Source organism: Falsihalocynthiibacter sp. SS001, from assembly GCF_042445055.1.
Taxonomy (GTDB): Bacteria; Pseudomonadota; Alphaproteobacteria; order Rhodobacterales; family Rhodobacteraceae; genus Falsihalocynthiibacter.
This window is the reverse complement of sequence record NZ_CP170339.1, coordinates 1,156,821-1,175,084: the sequence shown is the minus strand read 5'-3', so window position 1 is coordinate 1,175,084 and position 18,264 is coordinate 1,156,821. Positions and strand designations below refer to the sequence as shown.

The 18,264-nt window shown below is 54.8% G+C and carries 15 protein-coding genes; 7 read left to right on the top strand and 8 right to left on the bottom strand.

All coding sequences use genetic code 11. The annotated features are described in order from the left end of the window. Nucleotides 1-3,600 (bottom strand): hydantoinase B/oxoprolinase family protein, encoded by a 3,600-nt coding sequence (locus ACFE33_RS05735; RefSeq protein ID WP_380057993.1) that lies wholly within the window; start codon nucleotides 3,598-3,600, stop codon nucleotides 1-3. Nucleotides 3,601-3,714: 114 nt separating this feature from the next. Between ACFE33_RS05735 and ACFE33_RS05730 the strand changes: the two genes are divergently transcribed. From ACFE33_RS05730 to ACFE33_RS05720, 3 genes are all read left to right on the top strand, one after another. Beyond that, entirely contained in the window at nucleotides 3,715-4,674 is a 960-nt protein-coding gene (locus ACFE33_RS05730; protein WP_380057991.1) for a TRAP transporter substrate-binding protein, read from the top strand. A gap of 69 nt (nucleotides 4,675-4,743) precedes the next feature. Further along, a complete protein-coding gene (locus ACFE33_RS05725; protein WP_380057989.1) occupies nucleotides 4,744-5,268 on the top strand; it encodes a TRAP transporter small permease in 525 nt (174 codons plus the stop codon). Between the two features lie 3 nt (nucleotides 5,269-5,271). Then, nucleotides 5,272-6,573 carry a TRAP transporter large permease gene (locus ACFE33_RS05720; protein ID WP_380057987.1) on the top strand — a complete coding sequence of 434 codons (1,302 nt, stop codon included), beginning with the start codon at nucleotides 5,272-5,274 and terminating at the stop codon, nucleotides 6,571-6,573. On the opposite strand, the gene ACFE33_RS05715 is transcribed toward ACFE33_RS05720, so the two are convergent. The 6 genes from ACFE33_RS05715 to ACFE33_RS05690 all read right to left on the bottom strand — a co-directional run bounded on the left by ACFE33_RS05715 (nucleotide 6,570) and on the right by ACFE33_RS05690 (nucleotide 13,028). Further along, nucleotides 6,570-7,091, bottom strand: coding sequence for a winged helix DNA-binding protein (locus ACFE33_RS05715; RefSeq protein ID WP_380057985.1), 522 nt, complete (start codon nucleotides 7,089-7,091; stop codon nucleotides 6,570-6,572). The two genes, ACFE33_RS05720 and ACFE33_RS05715, sit on opposite strands and share 4 nt — an antisense overlap. Before the next feature lie 123 nt (nucleotides 7,092-7,214). Further along, on the bottom strand, nucleotides 7,215-8,486 hold the full coding sequence (locus ACFE33_RS05710; protein WP_380057983.1) for an amidohydrolase family protein: 1,272 nt from the start codon (nucleotides 8,484-8,486) through the stop codon (nucleotides 7,215-7,217). Continuing rightward, complete coding sequence (locus ACFE33_RS05705) at nucleotides 8,486-9,430, bottom strand: ABC transporter permease (protein WP_380057981.1); 945 nt, start codon at nucleotides 9,428-9,430, stop codon at nucleotides 8,486-8,488. Before ACFE33_RS05705 ends, ACFE33_RS05710 begins: the two co-directional genes overlap by 1 nt. A 3-nt stretch (nucleotides 9,431-9,433) precedes the next feature. Beyond that, a complete protein-coding gene (locus ACFE33_RS05700) occupies nucleotides 9,434-10,483 on the bottom strand; it encodes an ABC transporter permease (protein WP_380057979.1) in 1,050 nt (349 codons plus the stop codon). Next, on the bottom strand, nucleotides 10,473-12,014 hold the full coding sequence (locus ACFE33_RS05695) for an ABC transporter ATP-binding protein (protein WP_380057977.1): 1,542 nt from the start codon (nucleotides 12,012-12,014) through the stop codon (nucleotides 10,473-10,475). Before ACFE33_RS05695 ends, ACFE33_RS05700 begins: the two co-directional genes overlap by 11 nt. Nucleotides 12,015-12,020: 6 nt before the next feature. Further along, nucleotides 12,021-13,028 (bottom strand): BMP family protein, encoded by a 1,008-nt coding sequence (locus ACFE33_RS05690; protein ID WP_380057975.1) that lies wholly within the window; start codon nucleotides 13,026-13,028, stop codon nucleotides 12,021-12,023. A gap of 318 nt (nucleotides 13,029-13,346) precedes the next feature. Here ACFE33_RS05690 and ACFE33_RS05685 point away from each other — a divergent pair, with 318 nt between their 5' ends. Together ACFE33_RS05685 and ACFE33_RS05680 are read left to right on the top strand one after the other, a co-directional pair. Then, a complete protein-coding gene (locus ACFE33_RS05685; protein ID WP_380058661.1) occupies nucleotides 13,347-14,102 on the top strand; it encodes a DeoR/GlpR family DNA-binding transcription regulator in 756 nt (251 codons plus the stop codon). Between the two features lie 139 nt (nucleotides 14,103-14,241). Next, nucleotides 14,242-15,072 carry a bifunctional allantoicase/(S)-ureidoglycine aminohydrolase gene (locus tag ACFE33_RS05680; protein WP_380057973.1) on the top strand — a complete coding sequence of 277 codons (831 nt, stop codon included), beginning with the start codon at nucleotides 14,242-14,244 and terminating at the stop codon, nucleotides 15,070-15,072. Nucleotides 15,073-15,075: 3 nt separating this feature from the next. Here the strand turns inward: ACFE33_RS05680 and bhcR are convergent, their stop codons facing one another. Next, nucleotides 15,076-15,918 (bottom strand): HTH-type transcriptional regulator BhcR, encoded by an 843-nt coding sequence (gene bhcR, locus ACFE33_RS05675; RefSeq protein WP_380057971.1) that lies wholly within the window; start codon nucleotides 15,916-15,918, stop codon nucleotides 15,076-15,078. Nucleotides 15,919-16,086: 168 nt separating this feature from the next. On the opposite strand from bhcR, the gene bhcA reads away from it, so the two are divergent. Then, a complete protein-coding gene (gene bhcA, locus ACFE33_RS05670) occupies nucleotides 16,087-17,277 on the top strand; it encodes an L-aspartate--glyoxylate aminotransferase BhcA (RefSeq protein ID WP_380057969.1) in 1,191 nt (396 codons plus the stop codon). Then, nucleotides 17,277-18,245, top strand: a complete 969-nt coding sequence (bhcB, locus tag ACFE33_RS05665) for a beta-hydroxyaspartate dehydratase BhcB (RefSeq protein WP_380058659.1) — start codon at nucleotides 17,277-17,279, stop codon at nucleotides 18,243-18,245. The genes bhcA and bhcB overlap by 1 nt, the downstream gene beginning before the upstream one ends. Nucleotides 18,246-18,264 lie beyond the last annotated feature (19 nt).

The window sequence follows — 18,264 nt, the reverse complement described above, 5'->3', positions numbered from 1 at the left end:
CTACATCGGTTTACCATAGCCCCCGCCACCCGGAGATTTAAGGATGAAGACATCCCCCGCTTCCATCTCGGCGGCGTCATTACCTTTCAGTATCTCGATTGTTCCATCGATACGCTGAACCGAATTTTCACCTGTGGCGCCTTCTTTACCGCCTGCCGTACCGTGCGGTGCGGTTATGCGGTGGGATGTCAAAACGGTTACTGTCATTGGTTCAAGAAAGCGTAGCTTGCGCACGATACCGTCGCCACCACGATACTCTCCTGCCCCACCAGAGCCGCGCCGGATCGAAAACTCGTCCACCCGAACGGGAAAACGTGTTTCGAGAACCTCGGGATCGGTCATGCGCGTATTCGTCATGTGGCTGTGAACCGCGCTCGCGCCATCAAATCCATCACCGGCGCCCGTTCCACCACAAATCGTTTCATAGTTTTGAACGTGATCGTTGCCATAAACAAAGTTGTTCATGGTTCCCTGACTTCCCGCTATCACGCCGAGCGCACCATAGAGCGTATCCGCAATAGCCTGTGACACCTCGGTATTGCCCGAAATAACCGCCGCGGGCGCCGCGGGGTTGATCATCGATCCTTCGGGAACGATCAGGTTAAGAGGTTTTAGACAGCCCTCGTTCATAGGAATGTTGGTCCCCACAAGCGTTCTGAAAACATAGAGAACAACAGCCCGACAAATCGACAATGGCGCGTTGTAGTTGAACTCATCCTGCGGCGAGGTCCCCGTGAAATCAATCGTAGCCTCGCGCGCGGATTTATCGACGGTGATGGCAACTTTGATCTGCGCCCCGCTATCAAGCAGATATGCGAACGCGCTATCGTGAAGGACATCCAGAACGCGGCGCACGCTTTCTTCGGCGTTATCCTGAACGTGGCTCATATAGGCATGGACGACGTCGAGACCGAACTGTTCGGTGATTTTCTTGAGCTCTCGTTCACCTGTTGCGTTCGCAGCGATCTGCGCAGCAAGGTCTGCCATATTCTGATCAATGTTCCGGCACGGATATTTGCCCGAGGCCAATAGATCGCGCGCGGATTGCTCCTGCAAAACGCCTTCTTTGACCAAGCGGAAGTTGTCGATCAACACGCCCTCTTGTTCAATATGGCGACTGTCGGGGGGAGCGGATCCGGGCGTTGTGCCACCAATATCGGCATGGTGGCCACGGGACGCGACGGTATAGATAATCCGCTCACCATTCGTGTCAAAAACGGGCGTGATCACCGTAACATCAGGCAAGTGCGTACCGCCATTATACGGGTTATTCATCATGAAAACATCGCCGGGACGGATATCGCCCTTGTTCTGGCGCAAGATCGAGCGCACGCTATCGGACATCGAACCGAGGTGCACCGGCACGTGGGGCGCGTTCGCTACCAAATCGCCCTGCTCGTCAAAAATTGCGCAAGAAAAATCAAGTCTTTCCTTAATGTTAACAGAGTATGCCGTATTCGCGAGTGTGGCGCCCATTTGCTCGGCGATGGACATATAGAGGTTATTGAAAACCTCAAGCATCACGGGATCAACAGTGGTTCCAATGGCTTCTTGACGCGCAAGCGGAACAACGCGACGCAGCACGAGATTACCCCCCTTGGCGCATTCGGCCTGCCAGCCTTCTTCGATAATGTTGGTGCCCGTGGGTTCGGTCAGAATTGCGGGGCCGTCCACTCGCTGGCCCAGTGCGAGCGTCGTGCGATCCACCAAAGGCACCTCGCGCCACTCGCCTTGACTGAACATATGGGCGGTCTTGGCGTCCGCTCGAGACTGGGCACTATCGGGTAGTGTCACCGCTTCGCCTGTCGAGCCGATTGCCTCGGCCGTCAATAGATCAATGATCAGGCCCGCATAATCAGGCACAAAGCCAAAACGCTGTTGATGGACTTCTTCGAACGCAGCGGTCATTTCCGCAGGCGTACCAAAGGGCACCTCAAGCGTTTGGTGCGCGCCATCGGTGCGAATATGTGCTGTCGCTATAATACGGATATCGGACTCGGAGATTCCTTGTGCGCAAACCTCTTCGCGTGCTTGCTCGGTTAGGGTGGACAGCACCGTTTCGGCTTCATCACTTGCGTCAACCGGTTTGGCAAATTGATACTCGTGAATGGCGCGCACATCGGCCAAGCCCATGCCAAACGCCGACAAAACGCCCGCGAAGGGGTGGATAAAGATCCTCTCCATCCCCAATGTATCCGCAACAAGGCACGCGTGCTGTCCGCCCGCTCCACCAAAGCAATTCATCGTATATTTGGTGACGTCATAGCCTCGTTGTACGCTGATCTTCTTGATCGCATTTGCCATGTTCTCGACGGCGATCCGTAGGAACCCTTCTGCCACTTCTTCGACGGTTTTATTGCCGTCGATCTGGGCGGCGAGCTCTTTGAATTTCTCGCGGACGATCTCTGCATCAAGCGGTTGATCCCCCTCTGGACCAAACACCGAAGGAAACTGGCTTGGCTGCAATTTCCCCAATAGCACGTTACAATCCGTCACCGTAAGCGGACCGCCACGACGATAGGCCGCTGGTCCGGGGTTGGCCCCCGCGCTTTCGGGACCGACTTGCATACGGCCATCACGGTAAGACAAAATCGAGCCGCCACCCGCTGCCACCGTATGAATTGACATCATCGGCGCACGCATCCGAACACCTGCAACCTCGGTTTCAAACGAGCGCTCGTATTCACCTGCATAGTGGCACACGTCGGTCGAGGTGCCCCCCATGTCAAAGCCGATCAACTTATCAAAATCGAGATCAGCCGCCGTGCGCACCATTCCAACGACACCGCCCGCAGGCCCCGAGAGTATGGCGTCTTTCCCTTGGAACATACGCGCATCGGTTAGGCCGCCGTTAGACTGCATAAACATCAAGCTGTCGCACCCGCCTTCGGATGCATTTAGCGCACTCGCCACCTGCTCAACATATCTTCGCAGGATTGGAGAAAGGTAGGCATCCACAACCGCAGTATCACCGCGCGATACAAGTTTAATCAGCGGACTGGCCTCGTGGCTGAGCGAAACTTGGGTAAAGCCCAGTTCTGCTGCGATGCTCCCTAGCTGCTTTTCGTGATCGGTAAACCTGTACCCGTGCATCAGCGCAATCGCGACTGACCGATACCCTGCCCCATATGCCTGCGCCAGCGCAGCGCGGGCCTGATCTGTGTCTAGCTCGCGTACAACGCTTCCATCTGCTGCGAGCCGTTCGTCGATCTCAACCACATCTTCGTAGAGGCTCTCGGCGAGCTTGATATTCAAGTCGAACAGATTGGGGCGGTTTTGATACCCGATCCGCAAGAGATCACCGAACCCCTTGGTAATGAGCAATAAAGTTCGCTCTCCCTTACGCTCCAAGAGTGCATTTGTGGCGACGGTCGTGCCCATCTTTACTGCCGCAATTTTGCCTTCGGGGATATCGTCACCACCGCCGAGGCCCAGCAATGTTTTGATACCGTGGACCGCCGCATCAGGATACATTTCAGGATTTTCAGAGAGAAGCTTATGCGTTTGCAGCGCGCCATCAGGCTTTCGCGCAACGATGTCTGTGAAGGTTCCGCCACGGTCTACCCAGAACTGCCATTTGTTTTCGTTGCCGATGCTCACTGCGTCTCTCCCGAATCGATAAGGTTGTTGCTTTATTTGTATAACACTGGCAAATTGTCAACGTTATGATTATGAATAGATTCGGAAACACCGACTCAAACAGGGAGTAAGACCATGAAGCACGCAATCCTTTTTGCGAGTGCGCTTACAGTTTCAACAGCCGCGCACGCCGAGAGCTGGGACATGCCAACGCCATATGGCGACACCACATTCCACACGCAAAACATCAGCCAGTTCGCAGACGACATTCGCACCGCGACAGATGGCGAGCTGGATATTACGATCCACTCTGCGGGTTCGCTCTTTCCGCACCCTGAAATCAAAGGCGCAGTGCGCAACCGTCAGGTTCCGATCGGAGAGTTCTTTCTCTCCCTCCTGTCCAACGAAGACCTTGCCTATGGTCTCGACAGCCAGCCGTTTGTTGCCACAAGCTATGACGACGCCAAAAAACTATGGGATGCCCAGCGTCCTGTGATCACCGAGTTGCTTGCCGAGCAGGGGCTAATGCCGCTCTTTTCCGTTCCATGGCCTGCGCAGGGTCTCTATACGAACGGTGAAATCGCCACTGTTGATGACCTGAACGGCTTGCGTTTCCGCGCGTATAACGCCGCTCTTGAAGAGTTCGCGACAATCGCTGGCGCGGCCCCTGTACAGATCGAAGCATCCAACATTCCACAGGCCTTTGCCACAGGTCAGGTCGAGGCGATGATCACGTCACCATCCACGGGCGTAAACTCTACTGCTTGGGATTTCGTAAGCCATTACAGCCCGATCAACGCTTGGGTTCCCAAGAACATCGTTGTCGTAAACAAACGCGTCTTTGACGGTCTGGATGCAGAAGTGCAAGCCGCCGTAACAGAAGCCGCCGCAGCCGCAGAAACACGCGGATGGGAAATGTCCGCCGCAGAAGCAGACAGCAAAACAGCCGAGCTCGCGGAAAATGGCATCACAGTTTACGAGCCAAGCGCAGAGCTTATCGACGGGTTGCAAGCTATTGGTCAAACAATGCTTGAAAACTGGAAAGCTAACGCCTCCGACAGCGCGATTTCTGTGTTGGACGCCTACAACAACTAATACCTCCCCAACTGGCCGGCGGCATTTTGGTGCTGCCGGCCTTTTTGCTGCAAGAACAGGACAGACGCGATGGGCCGCTTACTCCAGAAAACCTATGACCTGTGCGGGATGCTGGCGGGGGTGCTTATCCTCGCGATTTGCCTGCTTATTTCTGCACAGATTATCCTGAACGGTGTGGGCCGTATCGCGCCGGGGTTGATGCCCTCCACTATTCCTTCATACGCTGACTTCTCAGGGTTCATGCTCGCGGGGGCCACGTTCCTTGCGCTTGCCCATACGCTGCGGTCTGGCGGGCACATTCGGGTCAATCTCGTTACCGACCGAATGTCACAGCGATCACAATGTCGCGCCGAGGGGTTCATATTGATTGTCGCCTTGGCGCTTACCGGATTTGGCACATGGTTCATGGTCGGTCTTGTTGCCGAGAGTATTCATTACGGGGATGTCTCTAACGGTATCGTTCCCATTCCTTTGTGGATTCCGCAATCTGTGGCGGCGTTCGGAATGGGCCTTCTTGCGATCGCAATCTTGCACACACTTACGGAATTGCTCGCCACGCGCAAACCCGTCCTTTCTACTCCTGATGAGGTCTGAGCCATGACTGATCCGTTTATCGCGCTCACGCTTCTCGCGCTTCTCATCGCTCTCTTGGCATCGGGCCTTTGGGTTGCGATTTCACTGGCTCTCGTCGGGCTGGCGGCACTTGTGTTTTTCTCGAACGCCCCCGCAGGACTAATTTTTGCAACGACGTTCTGGGGGCATTCGCACAGTTGGGCGCTGACCGCCCTGCCCCTGTTTATCCTAATGGGTGAAATCCTTCTGCGCTCCCGAATGAGCGACGATATGTTCACCGGCCTCGGGCCGTGGCTATCCCGTGCACCAGGGCGTCTTTTGCACGTTAATGTCTTTGGCTGCGCTATTTTCGCGGCAGTTTCGGGATCCTCTGCGGCCACCGCCGCAACGATCGGGCGGATGTCGGTGCCCGAGCTTACCAAACGCGGCTATCCAGAGAGCTTGATCCTTGGAACGCTTGCGGGGGCCGCAACACTTGGGCTGCTTATTCCACCGTCGATTATCCTCATCGTATATGGCGTTGCCACCGAGCAATCCATCGCGCGCCTATTTATAGCGGGCATCCTTCCGGGCATCATGCTCATTGGCCTATTCGCAGGGTACGTTGCCGTACGCGCGTGGATGAATCCTGATATGATCCCCGCACCAGAGCGCCACTATTCCTTCAAGGAAAAGTTCATGGCATCGCGCCGCTTGCTGCCTGCTGCCCTCCTGATCGGTGGCGTGATCGGCTCGATCTATGGCGGCCTTGCCTCTCCTACGGATGCGGCAGCACTTGGCGTGGTTCTTGCGACGATACTGGCGTGGGCGTCGGGTTCGTTTAGCTGGAAACTCTTTGGCGACGCCCTAATGTCGGCCACGCGAACCTCGTGCATGATCGCGTTCATCCTACTTGGCGCCGCGTTCCTTTCTGTTGCAATGGGGTTCACTGGATTGCCACGCAACCTTGCCGCTTGGATTTCCGAGATGAATCTCTCTGTTCCGGCGCTTTTGGTTGCTCTTACGATCTTCTTTATCGTGCTTGGGTGTTTCCTCGACGGGATTTCGGTGATCGTTCTGACCACCTCCATCATCATGCCCATGGTCAGCGCAGTGGGAATTGATCCGCTCTGGTTCGGGATTTACCTCGTGATTGTGGTCGAGATGAGCCAGATCACGCCGCCCGTGGGTTTCAACCTGTTCGTGATCCAAGGCCTAACAGGCATTGATATCCTGCGCATCGCCAAGGCGGCATTCCCGTTCTTCTTGCTCTTGCTACTTGGAGTGGTCCTAATCTGTATCTTCCCACAGATCGTAACACTTCTTCCCGATTTGATGGGGAACTAAAGCGAAGCAGCGGCGCGGCTTGCCTGATCGTACTGCCCCGAGAGCGCGCGCAGACTTGCGGCAATGTCGCGCATCTCTTCGCCGGTCATATCAAGCCGAGAAAGGCCATCAAGGAAACAACGCTCGCGCACCTCGCGATATGCGTCGCAAAGCTCCTCACCCTTCGTTGATGCACGATAGAACACCTCTTTGCCCCGCTTTTCCGAGGACAAGAGTTCCATCTTCATCAACTTACGAAGCGCATAGTTAACGGTGTGCGTATCCTCAATATTGAGGAGAAAACATATATCCGTCAGTCGTTTATCACGTCCACGGTGGTTGGTATTGTGCAGAACGAGAATATCAAGCGGCGTCAAATCGGTATTCCCCGCCGCCGACATACAGCGTGTCATCCAGCGAGAGAACGCGTTATAGGCAATAATCAGTCCGTATTCGACTTCAGAAGCCTCCCAATTCTCGCCATCTGCAAGGTGCCGAGACGAAACAATACGACGTTTGGGGTTATGTTGCGCGCTCATGGGGCCTCTTCACATTCATTTTGTGGACATAAGGATAGTAATTTATCAACATAACGCCACAAAAACGCACGGTCAATCGCGCGCCCAAAGGCACGCGCAGATCCAATCGTTCGAAGTAAACGCCTAGCCGTGACGCCTGCGCGATGTTGCGGGGCGACCGCTTATGCTCAGCGAAGCGTCCGCACGTGGTGTGCGACTGACGATACGCCCCTTCGCCACGACGCAAAGCCGCGTAGCACGCAATCGCAGCGCTTCGATAGGATCGCCCGCATCAAGCACAACCAACGACGCATTAGCCCCGACTTGCAGACCATATCCCTCAAGGCCCATCGTCTTGGCGTTGTTTTCGGTCACCATGTCAAAACAGGTGCGCATTTCCGCAGGGCTGGTCATTTGCGCCACATGAAGCCCCATGAAGGCCACATCAAGCATGTCCCCCGTACCCAGTGAATACCACGGATCAAGCACACAATCCTGCCCCCAGCCTACATTGATACCCATTGCGAGCATTTCCTTAACACGTGTTAAACCACGACGTTTCGGATAGGTGTCATGACGCCCCTGTAGAACGATGTTAATGAGCGGATTGGGAATTGCGTTGATCTCTGCCTCCGCGATGAGCGGCAGCAATTTGGAGACGTAGTAGTTATCCATCGAATGCATCGACGTCAGATGAGAGCCGGCAACCCTTCCCTGCAATCCCAACCGTTGGGTTTCGCATGCGAGCGTTTCGATATGGCGTGAATGCGGGTCGTCCGTTTCGTCGCAATGCATATCGACCTGAAGGCCGCGCTCCGCCGCAATTTCACAAAGCTCCGTGACCGATGCTACCCCGTCGGCCATTGTGCGCTCGAAATGGGGAATACCTCCCACCACATCAACGCCCATATCCAACGCCCGAATGGTGTTTTCGCGCGCCGTTGGATCACGATAGAAACCATCCTGCGGGAAAGCCACAAGCTGTAGGTCGATATAATCCTTCACCTGCTCGCGCACCTGCAACAAGGCCTCAACTCCGAGCAAACGGTCATCGCAGGTATCAACGTGGCTTCGGATGGCCAACAGGCCCATACTCGCCGCCCAATCACAGTATTTCAGCGCGCGCTCGATCACCTCGTCTTGCGTCATGACCTGCTTAAGTTCCCCCCAAAGCCCGATACCCTCTAGAAGGGTGCCAGAAGCATTAATCCGCGGCAGCCCATAAGAAAGCGTCGCGTCCATATGGAAATGCGGATCAACAAAAGGCGGGCTAACCAAATCGCCCGAAGCGTCAATGATCTCGCCTGCTACTGCATCGCCCAGCGAACCAATGGCGGCGATTTTGTCGCCCTGAATGCCGATATCCGCAACAGTTCCGTCGGGCAATGTGCCCCCTTTGACAATCAGATCAAACATCAGCGTTCTCCTTTATTGAACGGCACCATGAGCGCGGCGGGAACCTCGGCGCGGCGGGACATAACGACGAGCGCGATGATGGAGAGGAAGTAAGGCGTCATCAAGAATATCTGATACGGTATCTGCGCGCCAAGGCCGGTTTGCTGTACTCGAATCTGCAATGCATCAAAGGCCGCGAAGAGTACCGCCCCGAGCAACGCTTTGCCTGGCCGCCAAGAGCCGAACACCACAAGCGCAATACAAATCCACCCGCGCCCGTTCACCATCTCGAAGAAGAAGCTATCAAACGCGGACATTGTAAGGAATGCGCCGCCCATTGCCATAAAGCCACTTCCCACAATCACGGCCCCCATTCGAATTGCCGTAACCGAAAGCCCCTGCGCGGCGACCGCGGCGGGGTTTTCTCCTGCTGCACGCACCGCGAGGCCAAGTGGCGTGCGATAGAGCACAACGGCCACCACAACGACCAGCGCAAAAGCCAGATAGGTAAACGCCGTCTGTGAGAATAGTGCAGGTCCAAACAGCGGAATATCCGAGAGGATTGGAATCTCAACTGGTTGAAACGCTGTAATTTTCGGAGGGCTTGTCACTTCTGGCAACGCAAGCCGATAGGCATAATAGGTCGAAGACGTCGCCAGCAAAGTTACGCCCAACCCAACGACATGCTGCGACAGTCCGAAGGGAACAGTTAAGATACTGTGAAGCAATCCAAAGAACATCCCAACAAGCATTGCAATCGCCACACCCGTCCAGAGCCCCGTACCCGCGTAGACCGCCATCCAGCCTGCAAAAGCACCTGAGACCATGATCCCCTCAATCCCTAGGTTAAGGACGCCTGCGCGCTCACAGATCAGCTCTCCCAAGGTTGCGAAAATTAGCGGACTGGCGATGCGGATCGCGGCGGCCCAAAAACTTGCGGTGAACAGGATATCGATAATTTCCATGGATTAATCCCTGACCACTCGAAAACGAGTCAACATGATTGCCAAGACCATCAACAGCAACGCCGTCGCGAGCATGATATCCGCAAGATACGTAGGCACATCGGCGGCACGGCTCATGCTGTCTGCCCCAACAAATATTCCCGCGACAAACAGCGCAGCGGCGATCACGCCCAGCGGGTTTAGCATCGCGAGCATTGCCACGATAATCCCCGTGTAACCAAAGCCGGGCGAGAGATCGAGCGTAAGGCTCCCCTTTAGTCCAGCGACCTCCGAGAACCCCGCCAAGGCGGCCAATCCACCAGACAGAAGCGCCGTTTTCACCAGCACCCGATTAACAGGAATTCCTGCGAAAGCGGCCGCTTCTTTGTTAAGTCCGACCGCGCGCATTTCATATCCGAGCGTGCTGCGGTTTTGAATGACCCAGATTGCAATTGCCGAAATAGTCGCCAACGCAAATCCCCAATGCAAACGCAACCCATCCACAATGCGCGGCAAGCGCGCCTCTGGAATTAGCCTTGCAGATTTTGGCCACCCCATGCCCATCGGATCCTTTAGCGGCCCCTCCAGGAGCATCGAGATAAAGAGCAGAAAGATGAAGTTAAACAAGAGCGTCGTCACAACCTCATCCACGCCGAACCTTGTCTTAAGGAGCGCAGGCACCAGCAGAACAACAGCACCGGCAATCACCGCGCAAACCGCAAGTAGCGGTAGAAGGGCGAAACTTGGCCACGCCAAAAGTCCCGTCCCCAAAACGACGGTAATAAGCGCCCCCGCATAAAGCTGTGCCTCGGCGCCAATGTTCCAGAACCGCGCGCGGAAAGCTACTGCCGCTGCTAACCCCGTAAAGATAAGGGGCGTTGCGCGGTTCAGCGTTTCAAGTAATGCAAATTTGGACCCGAATGCGCCTTGTAGGATAAGCCCGAAAACCGAAAACGGATTGGCCCCTGCAGCCATCGCAAGGAGAGAGGCAATAATAATTGTCGCGCCCAGCGCAATCGCGGGCGGCAATAGTTTTCTTGCGAGCGAAGGGTATTTTATTTCTTCAAGACGCATGCTGCACCATAGTTTCAAACCCTTGACCCGTCATCCAAAGCCCCAATTCCGCAGGCGTCATTTCACCCCGTTTGAACTCAGGAGAAAGCCTTCCGTCTGCAATGACATGGATGACATCCGCAAGCGCCATAACCTCGTCCAAATCTTCGGAAATCAACAGAACCGCGGCACCTCGATCACGCGCGGCCAAGAGTTGACTGTGAACATAATTGACCGCGCCGATATCAAGCCCGCGCACGGGTTGATTGGCCAGAATGATCTGCGGATTTGCCTCAAGCACACGCCCCAAGATAAGCTTCTGCATGTTACCGCCAGACAGCAACCGAATTGGCGTATCCGCCCCGGGGCAGCGAACGTCGTATTTATCGATAATTCCTTGCGCAAATGCGCGCGACTTGCCCCAATTCAGCCAACCTGCTCGGCTAAATTCCGAAGTGTTGTAGCGCTCGAGGATTGCATTCTCGGTTAAGTCAAAATCCGCTATCGTCCCCGTCTTGTGACGGTCTTCTGGAATGCGGGCAATACCGCTCTGAACCGCATGACGCGGTGTCCAGCTACGTACGGAATTTCCATTCAGGACGATCTCGCCCTCCGCAGGGCCGTTTGATCCACCGACCAATGACGCCAGCGCCGATTGTCCATTCCCCGCAACCCCAGCAAGGCCGATGATTTGGCCAGACTTCAGCGCAAGCGAGACAGATTTCAAGCCCGGTGCGTTGCCGATATTTGGCGTCGTGCCCCTCTTTAGTTCAAGAAGTGTCTCGCCTGCCTGCACTGGCGCGACGCTTGGCGCCTTGGCCTCTACGCCCATCATCATTGCTGCAAGCGCGTGTTTGTCTGTATCTGCTGTCCGTGCGCCGCCCGTCATTTTACCGTGGCGCAGCACAACAACACGGTCGGCGATCGCCATGACCTCGTGTAATTTGTGCGAGATAAAGATGATCGATAGCCCACTCTCGGTTGCCACCTTGAGCGTTGCGAACAGATCATTCGTCTCTTGCGGTGTCAGAACCGCAGTGGGCTCATCAAGGATGAGAATACGCACATCCCGATAGAGCGCCTTGAGAATTTCGACCCGCTGCCGCTCACCAACCGAAAGGCTCCCGACACGGGCATCCGGCGACACCGAAAGGTGAAACTTCTTTGCCAGATCCAAAATCTTGGTACGAGCCGCGGCGCGATCCGTCCGCAGGCTGCGCAGCGGTTGCACCCCAAGCGTGATATTTTCCTGAACCGTCAGGTTATCGGCCAACGTAAAATGCTGATGAACCATGCCAACGCCAGCATCCAATGCTGCGCGCGAATTGCCTGGTGGAAGTTCCTGTCCGAACACCGAAACAGTTCCGCTATCTGCGGTATATTGTCCGAACAGGATATTCATGAGCGTCGTCTTGCCCGCACCATTTTCTCCAAGCAAAGCAACAACTTCGCCCTTATGAACGGAAAAACTGACCGCATCGTTTGCGGTCAATTCTCCAAAGCGTTTGGTAATGGCATCGAGGCGAAGCGCCTCAACCGTAGATGTATTCATGACGCTCTACGACGACTTGGGTTCTTCGTCGTTGATGTCCACTGTGAACTCGCCAGCTTTGATCTCGGCTTCGCGTTTTTTCACGAGCTCCAAGGCCTCTGCGGGGACTTTGCCCTCAAAGGTGCCAAGCGGCGCGAGGGTCGTCCCGCCCTCTTTCATGAAGGAATACGCACCGTAATCAGCCGCAGTAAACGTGCCGGCCTTCACCGCTTCGATTGCTTTGTTCAGCGTTGGTTCGAAATGCCAGATCGCAGAAGCAACAACCGTATCCGGATAATCGGACTGCGTATCAATCACGTTACCGATGGCCAGAATACCCTTCTCTTTGGCAGCGTCCGACACACCAAAGCGTTCGGCATAGAGGATGTCAGCACCGTTTTCGATCATCGCGAATGCAGTCTCTTTGGCTTTGGGCGGATCGAACCAGCTTCCGATAAAGCTCACTTGGAACTGGATATCGGGGTTCATTTCTTTTGCGCCCGCCATAAAGGCATGCATCAAACGGTTCACTTCTGGGATCGGAAAGCCACCCACCATTCCGATATTGCCGCTTTCGGTCATCGCGCCAGCGATAATACCCGAAAGGTAAGACGCATCTTGGATATAGTTGTCAAAAACCGAGAAATTCGGCAGCGCTGCATCTTCTTTGAAACTTGATCCCATAAGGAACGCCACATCAGGATAGTCCGCAGCAACCTCGCGCGCTTCCTGCTCTGCACCAAATACTTCGCCAACAATGAGCTTAACGCCGGACTCGGCATATTCACGCATTACGCGGGCATAGTCTGTGTTGCTCACGTTTTCAGAGTACGTATAGGAAATCTCGCCGCTTTCCTGCGCCGCGAGGGCAGCTTTGTGAATACGGCTGACCCATTGCTGCTCAACTGGAACGGTATAAATCCCGGCGGTCTTGATCGGATCGGCGGCAAATACCGGAGCAGCGCCAAGCAATAGCGACGTCGCCGCAGTCGTCGCCATAAAGTGGCGGCGCGTTAGAAAAGTGGATTGGGTCATAAGTTAGCTCCCTGAGGTCAAAACAAGTGGCGTCATACGTTAAGACGAGTAGTCAGAAATTTTATCAATCGGTCAAGGATTGATTCTTCATCGTTCCTCCAGACCGCTATTTGCCCAAGATATCACACAAAAATGCAAGGCATGCATATTTTTTAGACAGCGCGCGCAACGGCATATGGTCTCGGCCATTTAGCAATCTTCCGCACACCGATACATCCAAGAGTTCCCATTATCGCAAGCAGATTATCTTGACGCGTGGCCAAAATCGCTATTCTTACAACTTAGGTAATGCGCAGGAAGTAATCAGGGGGACTGGCGATCTCGAATTTCAGACACAATGAGATACTCGAACTTGCGCGCAAAGAAGGCAAAGTCACCGTTGAGGGCCTAGCCGAGAAGTTCGACGTAACCGTTCAAACCATCCGCCGCGATCTATCCGACCTTGCAAATTCGGGCCGACTAGAGCGCGTTCATGGCGGCGCGGTTATTCCTTCTGGAGTAGTGAATATGCTCTACGAAGAACGTCGACACGTGAACGACGAAGGCAAAAGAAAGATCGCCGCCGTTTGCGCGCAATCTATTCCCGATGGTGCGTCGGTCTTTATGAATATCGGCACCAGCACCGAGGCCGTCGCGCGAGAACTTCTCGGCCATCAAAACCTATTGGTCGTCACGAATAACCTGAACATCGCAACGCTCCTTGCCCCCAACCAAAGCTGCGAAATCATCTTGGCGGGGGGCGTTCTGCGCCGTGCCGACGGCGGGATTGTCGGCGGCCTTACTGCTGAGATGGTAAAGCAGTTCAAATTCGACTTCTCTATTCTCGGTTGTTCGGCCATTGATACCGACGGCGAATTGCTTGATTTTGACGGGCAGGAAATCTTGGTAAGCCGCACAGCCATTCAGCGCTCGCGCCAGATTATGATCGTGGCCGACCACCACAAATTCAACCGCAAGGCACCCCTTACAATCTGTTCATTGAAGGACGTCACAGCGCTGGTCACGGACCGCGCACTCCCGCAGGAACTCGAGATTGCCCGCAAGAATTGGGATACCCAAATAATCATCACGTAACGCCACTTGTTTTGCGAAAAGCAAAAGTCGGCGCCAATTATCAAATAGTTCCGAAAAGAGCTGTCACCTCTTTGTGGGTGGTCGCCCGCGCCGTATCGGGCCATATTTCCATGAACCGTAATTGCCTTCAGGAGCAAGCATGAGCACTCAGTATTACGCGCCGCACGGGGGGCACCCAGATCAGAAACAACTGCTCACTGATCGTGCTGTCTTTACCGATGCTTATGCGGTGATCCCGAAAGGCACGATGCGCGATATTGTCACGAGCTTTTTGCCGTTTTGGGATGATACACGCCTATGGGTATTGTCACGGCCGCTAAGTGGCTTTGCCGAAACGTTCTCGCAATACATTATGGAAGTGCAAACTGGCGGTGGCTCCGACCGCCCCGAGCTTGATCCTGCCGCAGAGGGCGTTTTGTTTGTGGTGGAGGGCACCGCAACACTGAACGTCGCGGGCGAGACACACGAATTAACCCCTGGTGGGTATGCGTATCTTCCGCCTGCAACTGACTGGACATTGCGGAATAACGGCCAAGAAACGCTTAGATTCCATTGGGTACGCAAAGCATATGAGGCCGTCGACGGGCTTGACGCCCCCGATGTGCTTATCCTGAACGAGAAAGATGTCGCGCCCACGCCGATGGCCGGAACCGATGGCAAATGGGCCACTACGCGCTTTGTTGATCCAACCGATATGCGCCACGACATGCATGTCACGATTGTTACATTCGAGCCAGGCGCGGTGATCCCGTTCCTTGAAACTCATGTTATGGAGCACGGCCTCTATGTTCTTGAGGGCAAAGCGGTTTATCGCCTCAACAATGATTGGGTTGAAGTAGAAGCCGGCGATTATATGTGGCTGCGCGCTTTTTGCCCGCAGGCGTGCTATGCAGGTGGACCGGGGAAGTTCCGTTATCTTCTCTACAAAGACGTGAACCGCCACATGCCCCTACCCGCGGCGCATCGCTAGCCATCACCGCGCAGGGACAGTTCCCCCGATTGCATTCGTAAGCTCTTGAGCCGCGCCCATAACTGCGCGGCTTAAGCGATCTATTTCCTCTAGACTAACACGGCTCGTCGGTCCTGAAACCGACACACCCGCCACCGCTTCGCGGTTCAGATCAAAAACCGGAGCAGCAATACAGCGCATTCCAGAGTTTTTCTCTTCATTATCAATTGAATAACCTCGCGTGTGTATCGCATTCAAATCAGCACGTAAGGTGTGCGTGTCGGTGATCGTGCGCTCGGTAAATGACTGCAAATCTGCCGTTGCAAGCACGCGCTCCAAGCGCTCCTCATCCATATAGGCCAGCAAAGCCTTGCCAATACCCGAGGCATGCAATGGCGAAAGCGTACCGGGCGGGAAAAATGCGCGAATGGTCGCGTGGGTTTCTACTTGGCTTAAGAACAGGACCGAGCCTTCCTTCTCAATACCAAGGTTCGCTGTTTCCCCTGTCTCTTCCATCAGCTTTCGCATGATCGGACGGGCACGCTCAACAAGGCTTGTGCGGCGCAGAAAACGCGCACCGATCACAAACGCCCGCGCCCCCACATGCCAGACCTGTTCCTGACTATCGAACTCAACAAGCCCGCGCCCCTCAAGCGTCACTAGGATGCGGTAAACGGTTGAAGGCGATTGACCCATCTCATCCGCAATAACCGTCAGGGGCTTGCCTTGAGCCTCACTTAGGAACTCGAAAACCTCCATCGCGCGATCGAGCGATTTGATGGTGTTCTGTGCCGTTTTATCGTTCCAATCGCGGGGGCGACCGCGGGCTTTGCGGGATCGACCTGCGCTATTATCTTGATAATCCATAAAAACCATTACTTTTTACGTGAAAGACAAATTCACAATATGAAAAACTTAACCTAATGACAAGTATAGCTAAATTTAGCTATCCTTCATTTGAAAAACAATTTCAAAATAATATCGCACTTCATTCACAAGGTTTATGGTTGAGACAACGACGAGAGGAGTCCCACCATGAGCTTTCAAAATCCTGTATTCATCCCCGGCCCCACCAACATCCCCGAAGCGCTTCGCAAGGCTTGCGATATGCCGACAATCGATCACCGCTCGCCCCTATTTGGGCAGATCTTGCACCCCGCCCGCGAAGGCGTTCGCAAGGTTCTGAAGAGCGAGGACGCCGAGGTGTTTATTTTCCCGTCCACTGGCACAGGTGGCTGGGAAACTGCGCTCACCAATACACTTTCGTCTGGCGACAAGGTTCTCGCGGCCCGCAACGGTATGTTCAGCCACCGCTGGATTGATATGTGCCAACGCCACGGTTTGGATGTTCATATTGTCGAAACTGCATGGGGAGAAGGCATTCCAGCCGACAAGTACCAAGAGATTCTGGCAAGCGACAAAGATCATCAGATCAAAGCCGTCCTCGCCACACACAACGAAACAGCAACAGGCGTAAAATCCGATATCGCGGCGGTTCGTCGTGCATTGGATGCGGCGGGACACCCTGCGTTGCTGTTCGTGGACGGGGTTTCCTCAATTGCCTCGATGGACTTCAGGTTTGATGAATGGGGCGTCGACGTTGCTGTTACAGGTTCGCAAAAGGGGTTCATGCTTTCCGCGGGCCTCGCCATTGTTGGCTTTAGCGCGAAAGCGATGGCAGCAACCGAAACAGCCACCCTGCCCCGCACGTTCTTTGACGTGCACGATATGGCCAAAGGATATTCCAATAATGCCTACCCTTACACGCCTGCTGTTGGCCTTTTGAATGGGCTGAACGAAGCCTGTAAAATGCTCCTTGATGAAGGGTTGGAGAATGTTTTCGCTCGTCATCACCGCATCGCAGAAGGCGTTCGCGCTGCGATTGGAGCATGGGGATTGGAGCTTTGCGCCGCAAACCCGTCCGTTTATTCCGATACCGTAAGCGCGATCCGCACGCCCGAAGGTTTCAACGCCACCGACATAGTGACCCATGCGGCCGACAAGTACGGCGTGGCGTTTGGCGTAGGCCTCGGAGAAGTTGCCGGCAAGGTTTTCCGCATCGGACACCTCGGGAGCATGACCGATGTGATGGCGCTTTCGGGTATCGCCACGGCCGAAATGTGTATGGTGGACCTCGGACTTGACATCAAACTCGGATCCGGTGTTGCCGCCGCACAGGAATATTATCGCGGCCATTCCGCTCTCATCCAAAGAAGTGCTGCGTGATGAAGGACACCGCGATGTACATCCCGACTTATCAAGACATGCTCGCCGCGCATGAACGGATTGAACCCTATATCCGCCGCACCCCGGTTCGGACGTCTGATTTTCTCAATGAACTGACGGGGGCCGAACTGTTCTTCAAATGCGAGAACTTTCAGGAACCGGGCGCATTCAAGGTGCGCGGCGCAACGAACGCTGTGTTTGGATTGAACGACGAGCAAGCGGCTAAGGGCGTTGCGACCCATTCATCGGGAAATCACGCCTCTTGCCTGAGTTACGCTGCAATGAAACGTGGCATACCGTGTAACGTCGTCATGCCACGCACCGCCCCCCAAACCAAGAAAGACACGGTTCGTCGCTATGGCGGAAAAATAACCGAGTGCGAACCTTCGACCTCGTCGCGGGAGGCCACATTCGCGCAGGTTCAGGCCGAAACAGGCGGCGATTTCGTACACCCGTACAACGACCACCGCGTGATCGCCGGACAAGGTACCTGCGCGCGCGAGTTCGTTGAGCAAACCGATGGCCTAGACATGGTTGTCGCGCCAATTGGCGGCGGCGGAATGATTTCTGGCACTTGCCTCACGCTCGCAACTCTTGCGCCCGAAACACAGGTAATTGCCGCCGAGCCAGAGCAAGCAGATGATGCGTATCGTAGCTTCAAGGCGGGCCACATCATTGCCGATGATGCACCCAAGACTATCGCCGACGGATTGCTTGTCCCACTCAAGGAACTAACGTGGCATTTCGTTTCAAGCCACGTTTCCGAAATTTACACAGCCTCGGACCCTGAAATCATCGATGCGATGAAACTGATCTGGAAGCACCTGCGCATCGTCATGGAGCCTTCAAGCGCGGTCCCACTGGCGACAATCCTCAAGAACCCCGAAGCGTTCAAAGGCAAGCGTGTTGGCCTCATTGTCACGGGCGGAAATGTCGATCTCGATAAACTGCCCTGGCTCGCAAACTAACTCAGAATAGGCCCCCGCC

Excerpts from the sequence above, each read along its gene's own strand:
- bhcR (WP_380057971.1), bottom strand. The coding sequence starts at position 15,918 with ATGGATTATCAAGATAATAGCGCAGGTCGATCCCGCAAAGCCCGCGGT.
- ACFE33_RS05680 (WP_380057973.1), top strand. The coding sequence starts at position 14,242 with ATGAGCACTCAGTATTACGCGCCGCACGGGGGGCACCCAGATCAGAAA.
- ACFE33_RS05710 (WP_380057983.1), bottom strand. The coding sequence starts at position 8,486 with ATGTTTGATCTGATTGTCAAAGGGGGCACATTGCCCGACGGAACTGTT.
- ACFE33_RS05725 (WP_380057989.1), top strand. The coding sequence starts at position 4,744 with ATGGGCCGCTTACTCCAGAAAACCTATGACCTGTGCGGGATGCTGGCG.
- bhcA (WP_380057969.1), top strand. The coding sequence starts at position 16,087 with ATGAGCTTTCAAAATCCTGTATTCATCCCCGGCCCCACCAACATCCCC.
- ACFE33_RS05690 (WP_380057975.1), bottom strand. The coding sequence starts at position 13,028 with ATGACCCAATCCACTTTTCTAACGCGCCGCCACTTTATGGCGACGACT.
- ACFE33_RS05715 (WP_380057985.1), bottom strand. The coding sequence starts at position 7,091 with ATGAGCGCGCAACATAACCCCAAACGTCGTATTGTTTCGTCTCGGCAC.
- ACFE33_RS05695 (WP_380057977.1), bottom strand. The coding sequence starts at position 12,014 with ATGAATACATCTACGGTTGAGGCGCTTCGCCTCGATGCCATTACCAAA.
- ACFE33_RS05700 (WP_380057979.1), bottom strand. The coding sequence starts at position 10,483 with ATGCGTCTTGAAGAAATAAAATACCCTTCGCTCGCAAGAAAACTATTG.
- ACFE33_RS05705 (WP_380057981.1), bottom strand. The coding sequence starts at position 9,430 with ATGGAAATTATCGATATCCTGTTCACCGCAAGTTTTTGGGCCGCCGCG.
- ACFE33_RS05730 (WP_380057991.1), top strand. The coding sequence starts at position 3,715 with ATGAAGCACGCAATCCTTTTTGCGAGTGCGCTTACAGTTTCAACAGCC.
- ACFE33_RS05720 (WP_380057987.1), top strand. The coding sequence starts at position 5,272 with ATGACTGATCCGTTTATCGCGCTCACGCTTCTCGCGCTTCTCATCGCT.
- bhcB (WP_380058659.1), top strand. The coding sequence starts at position 17,277 with ATGAAGGACACCGCGATGTACATCCCGACTTATCAAGACATGCTCGCC.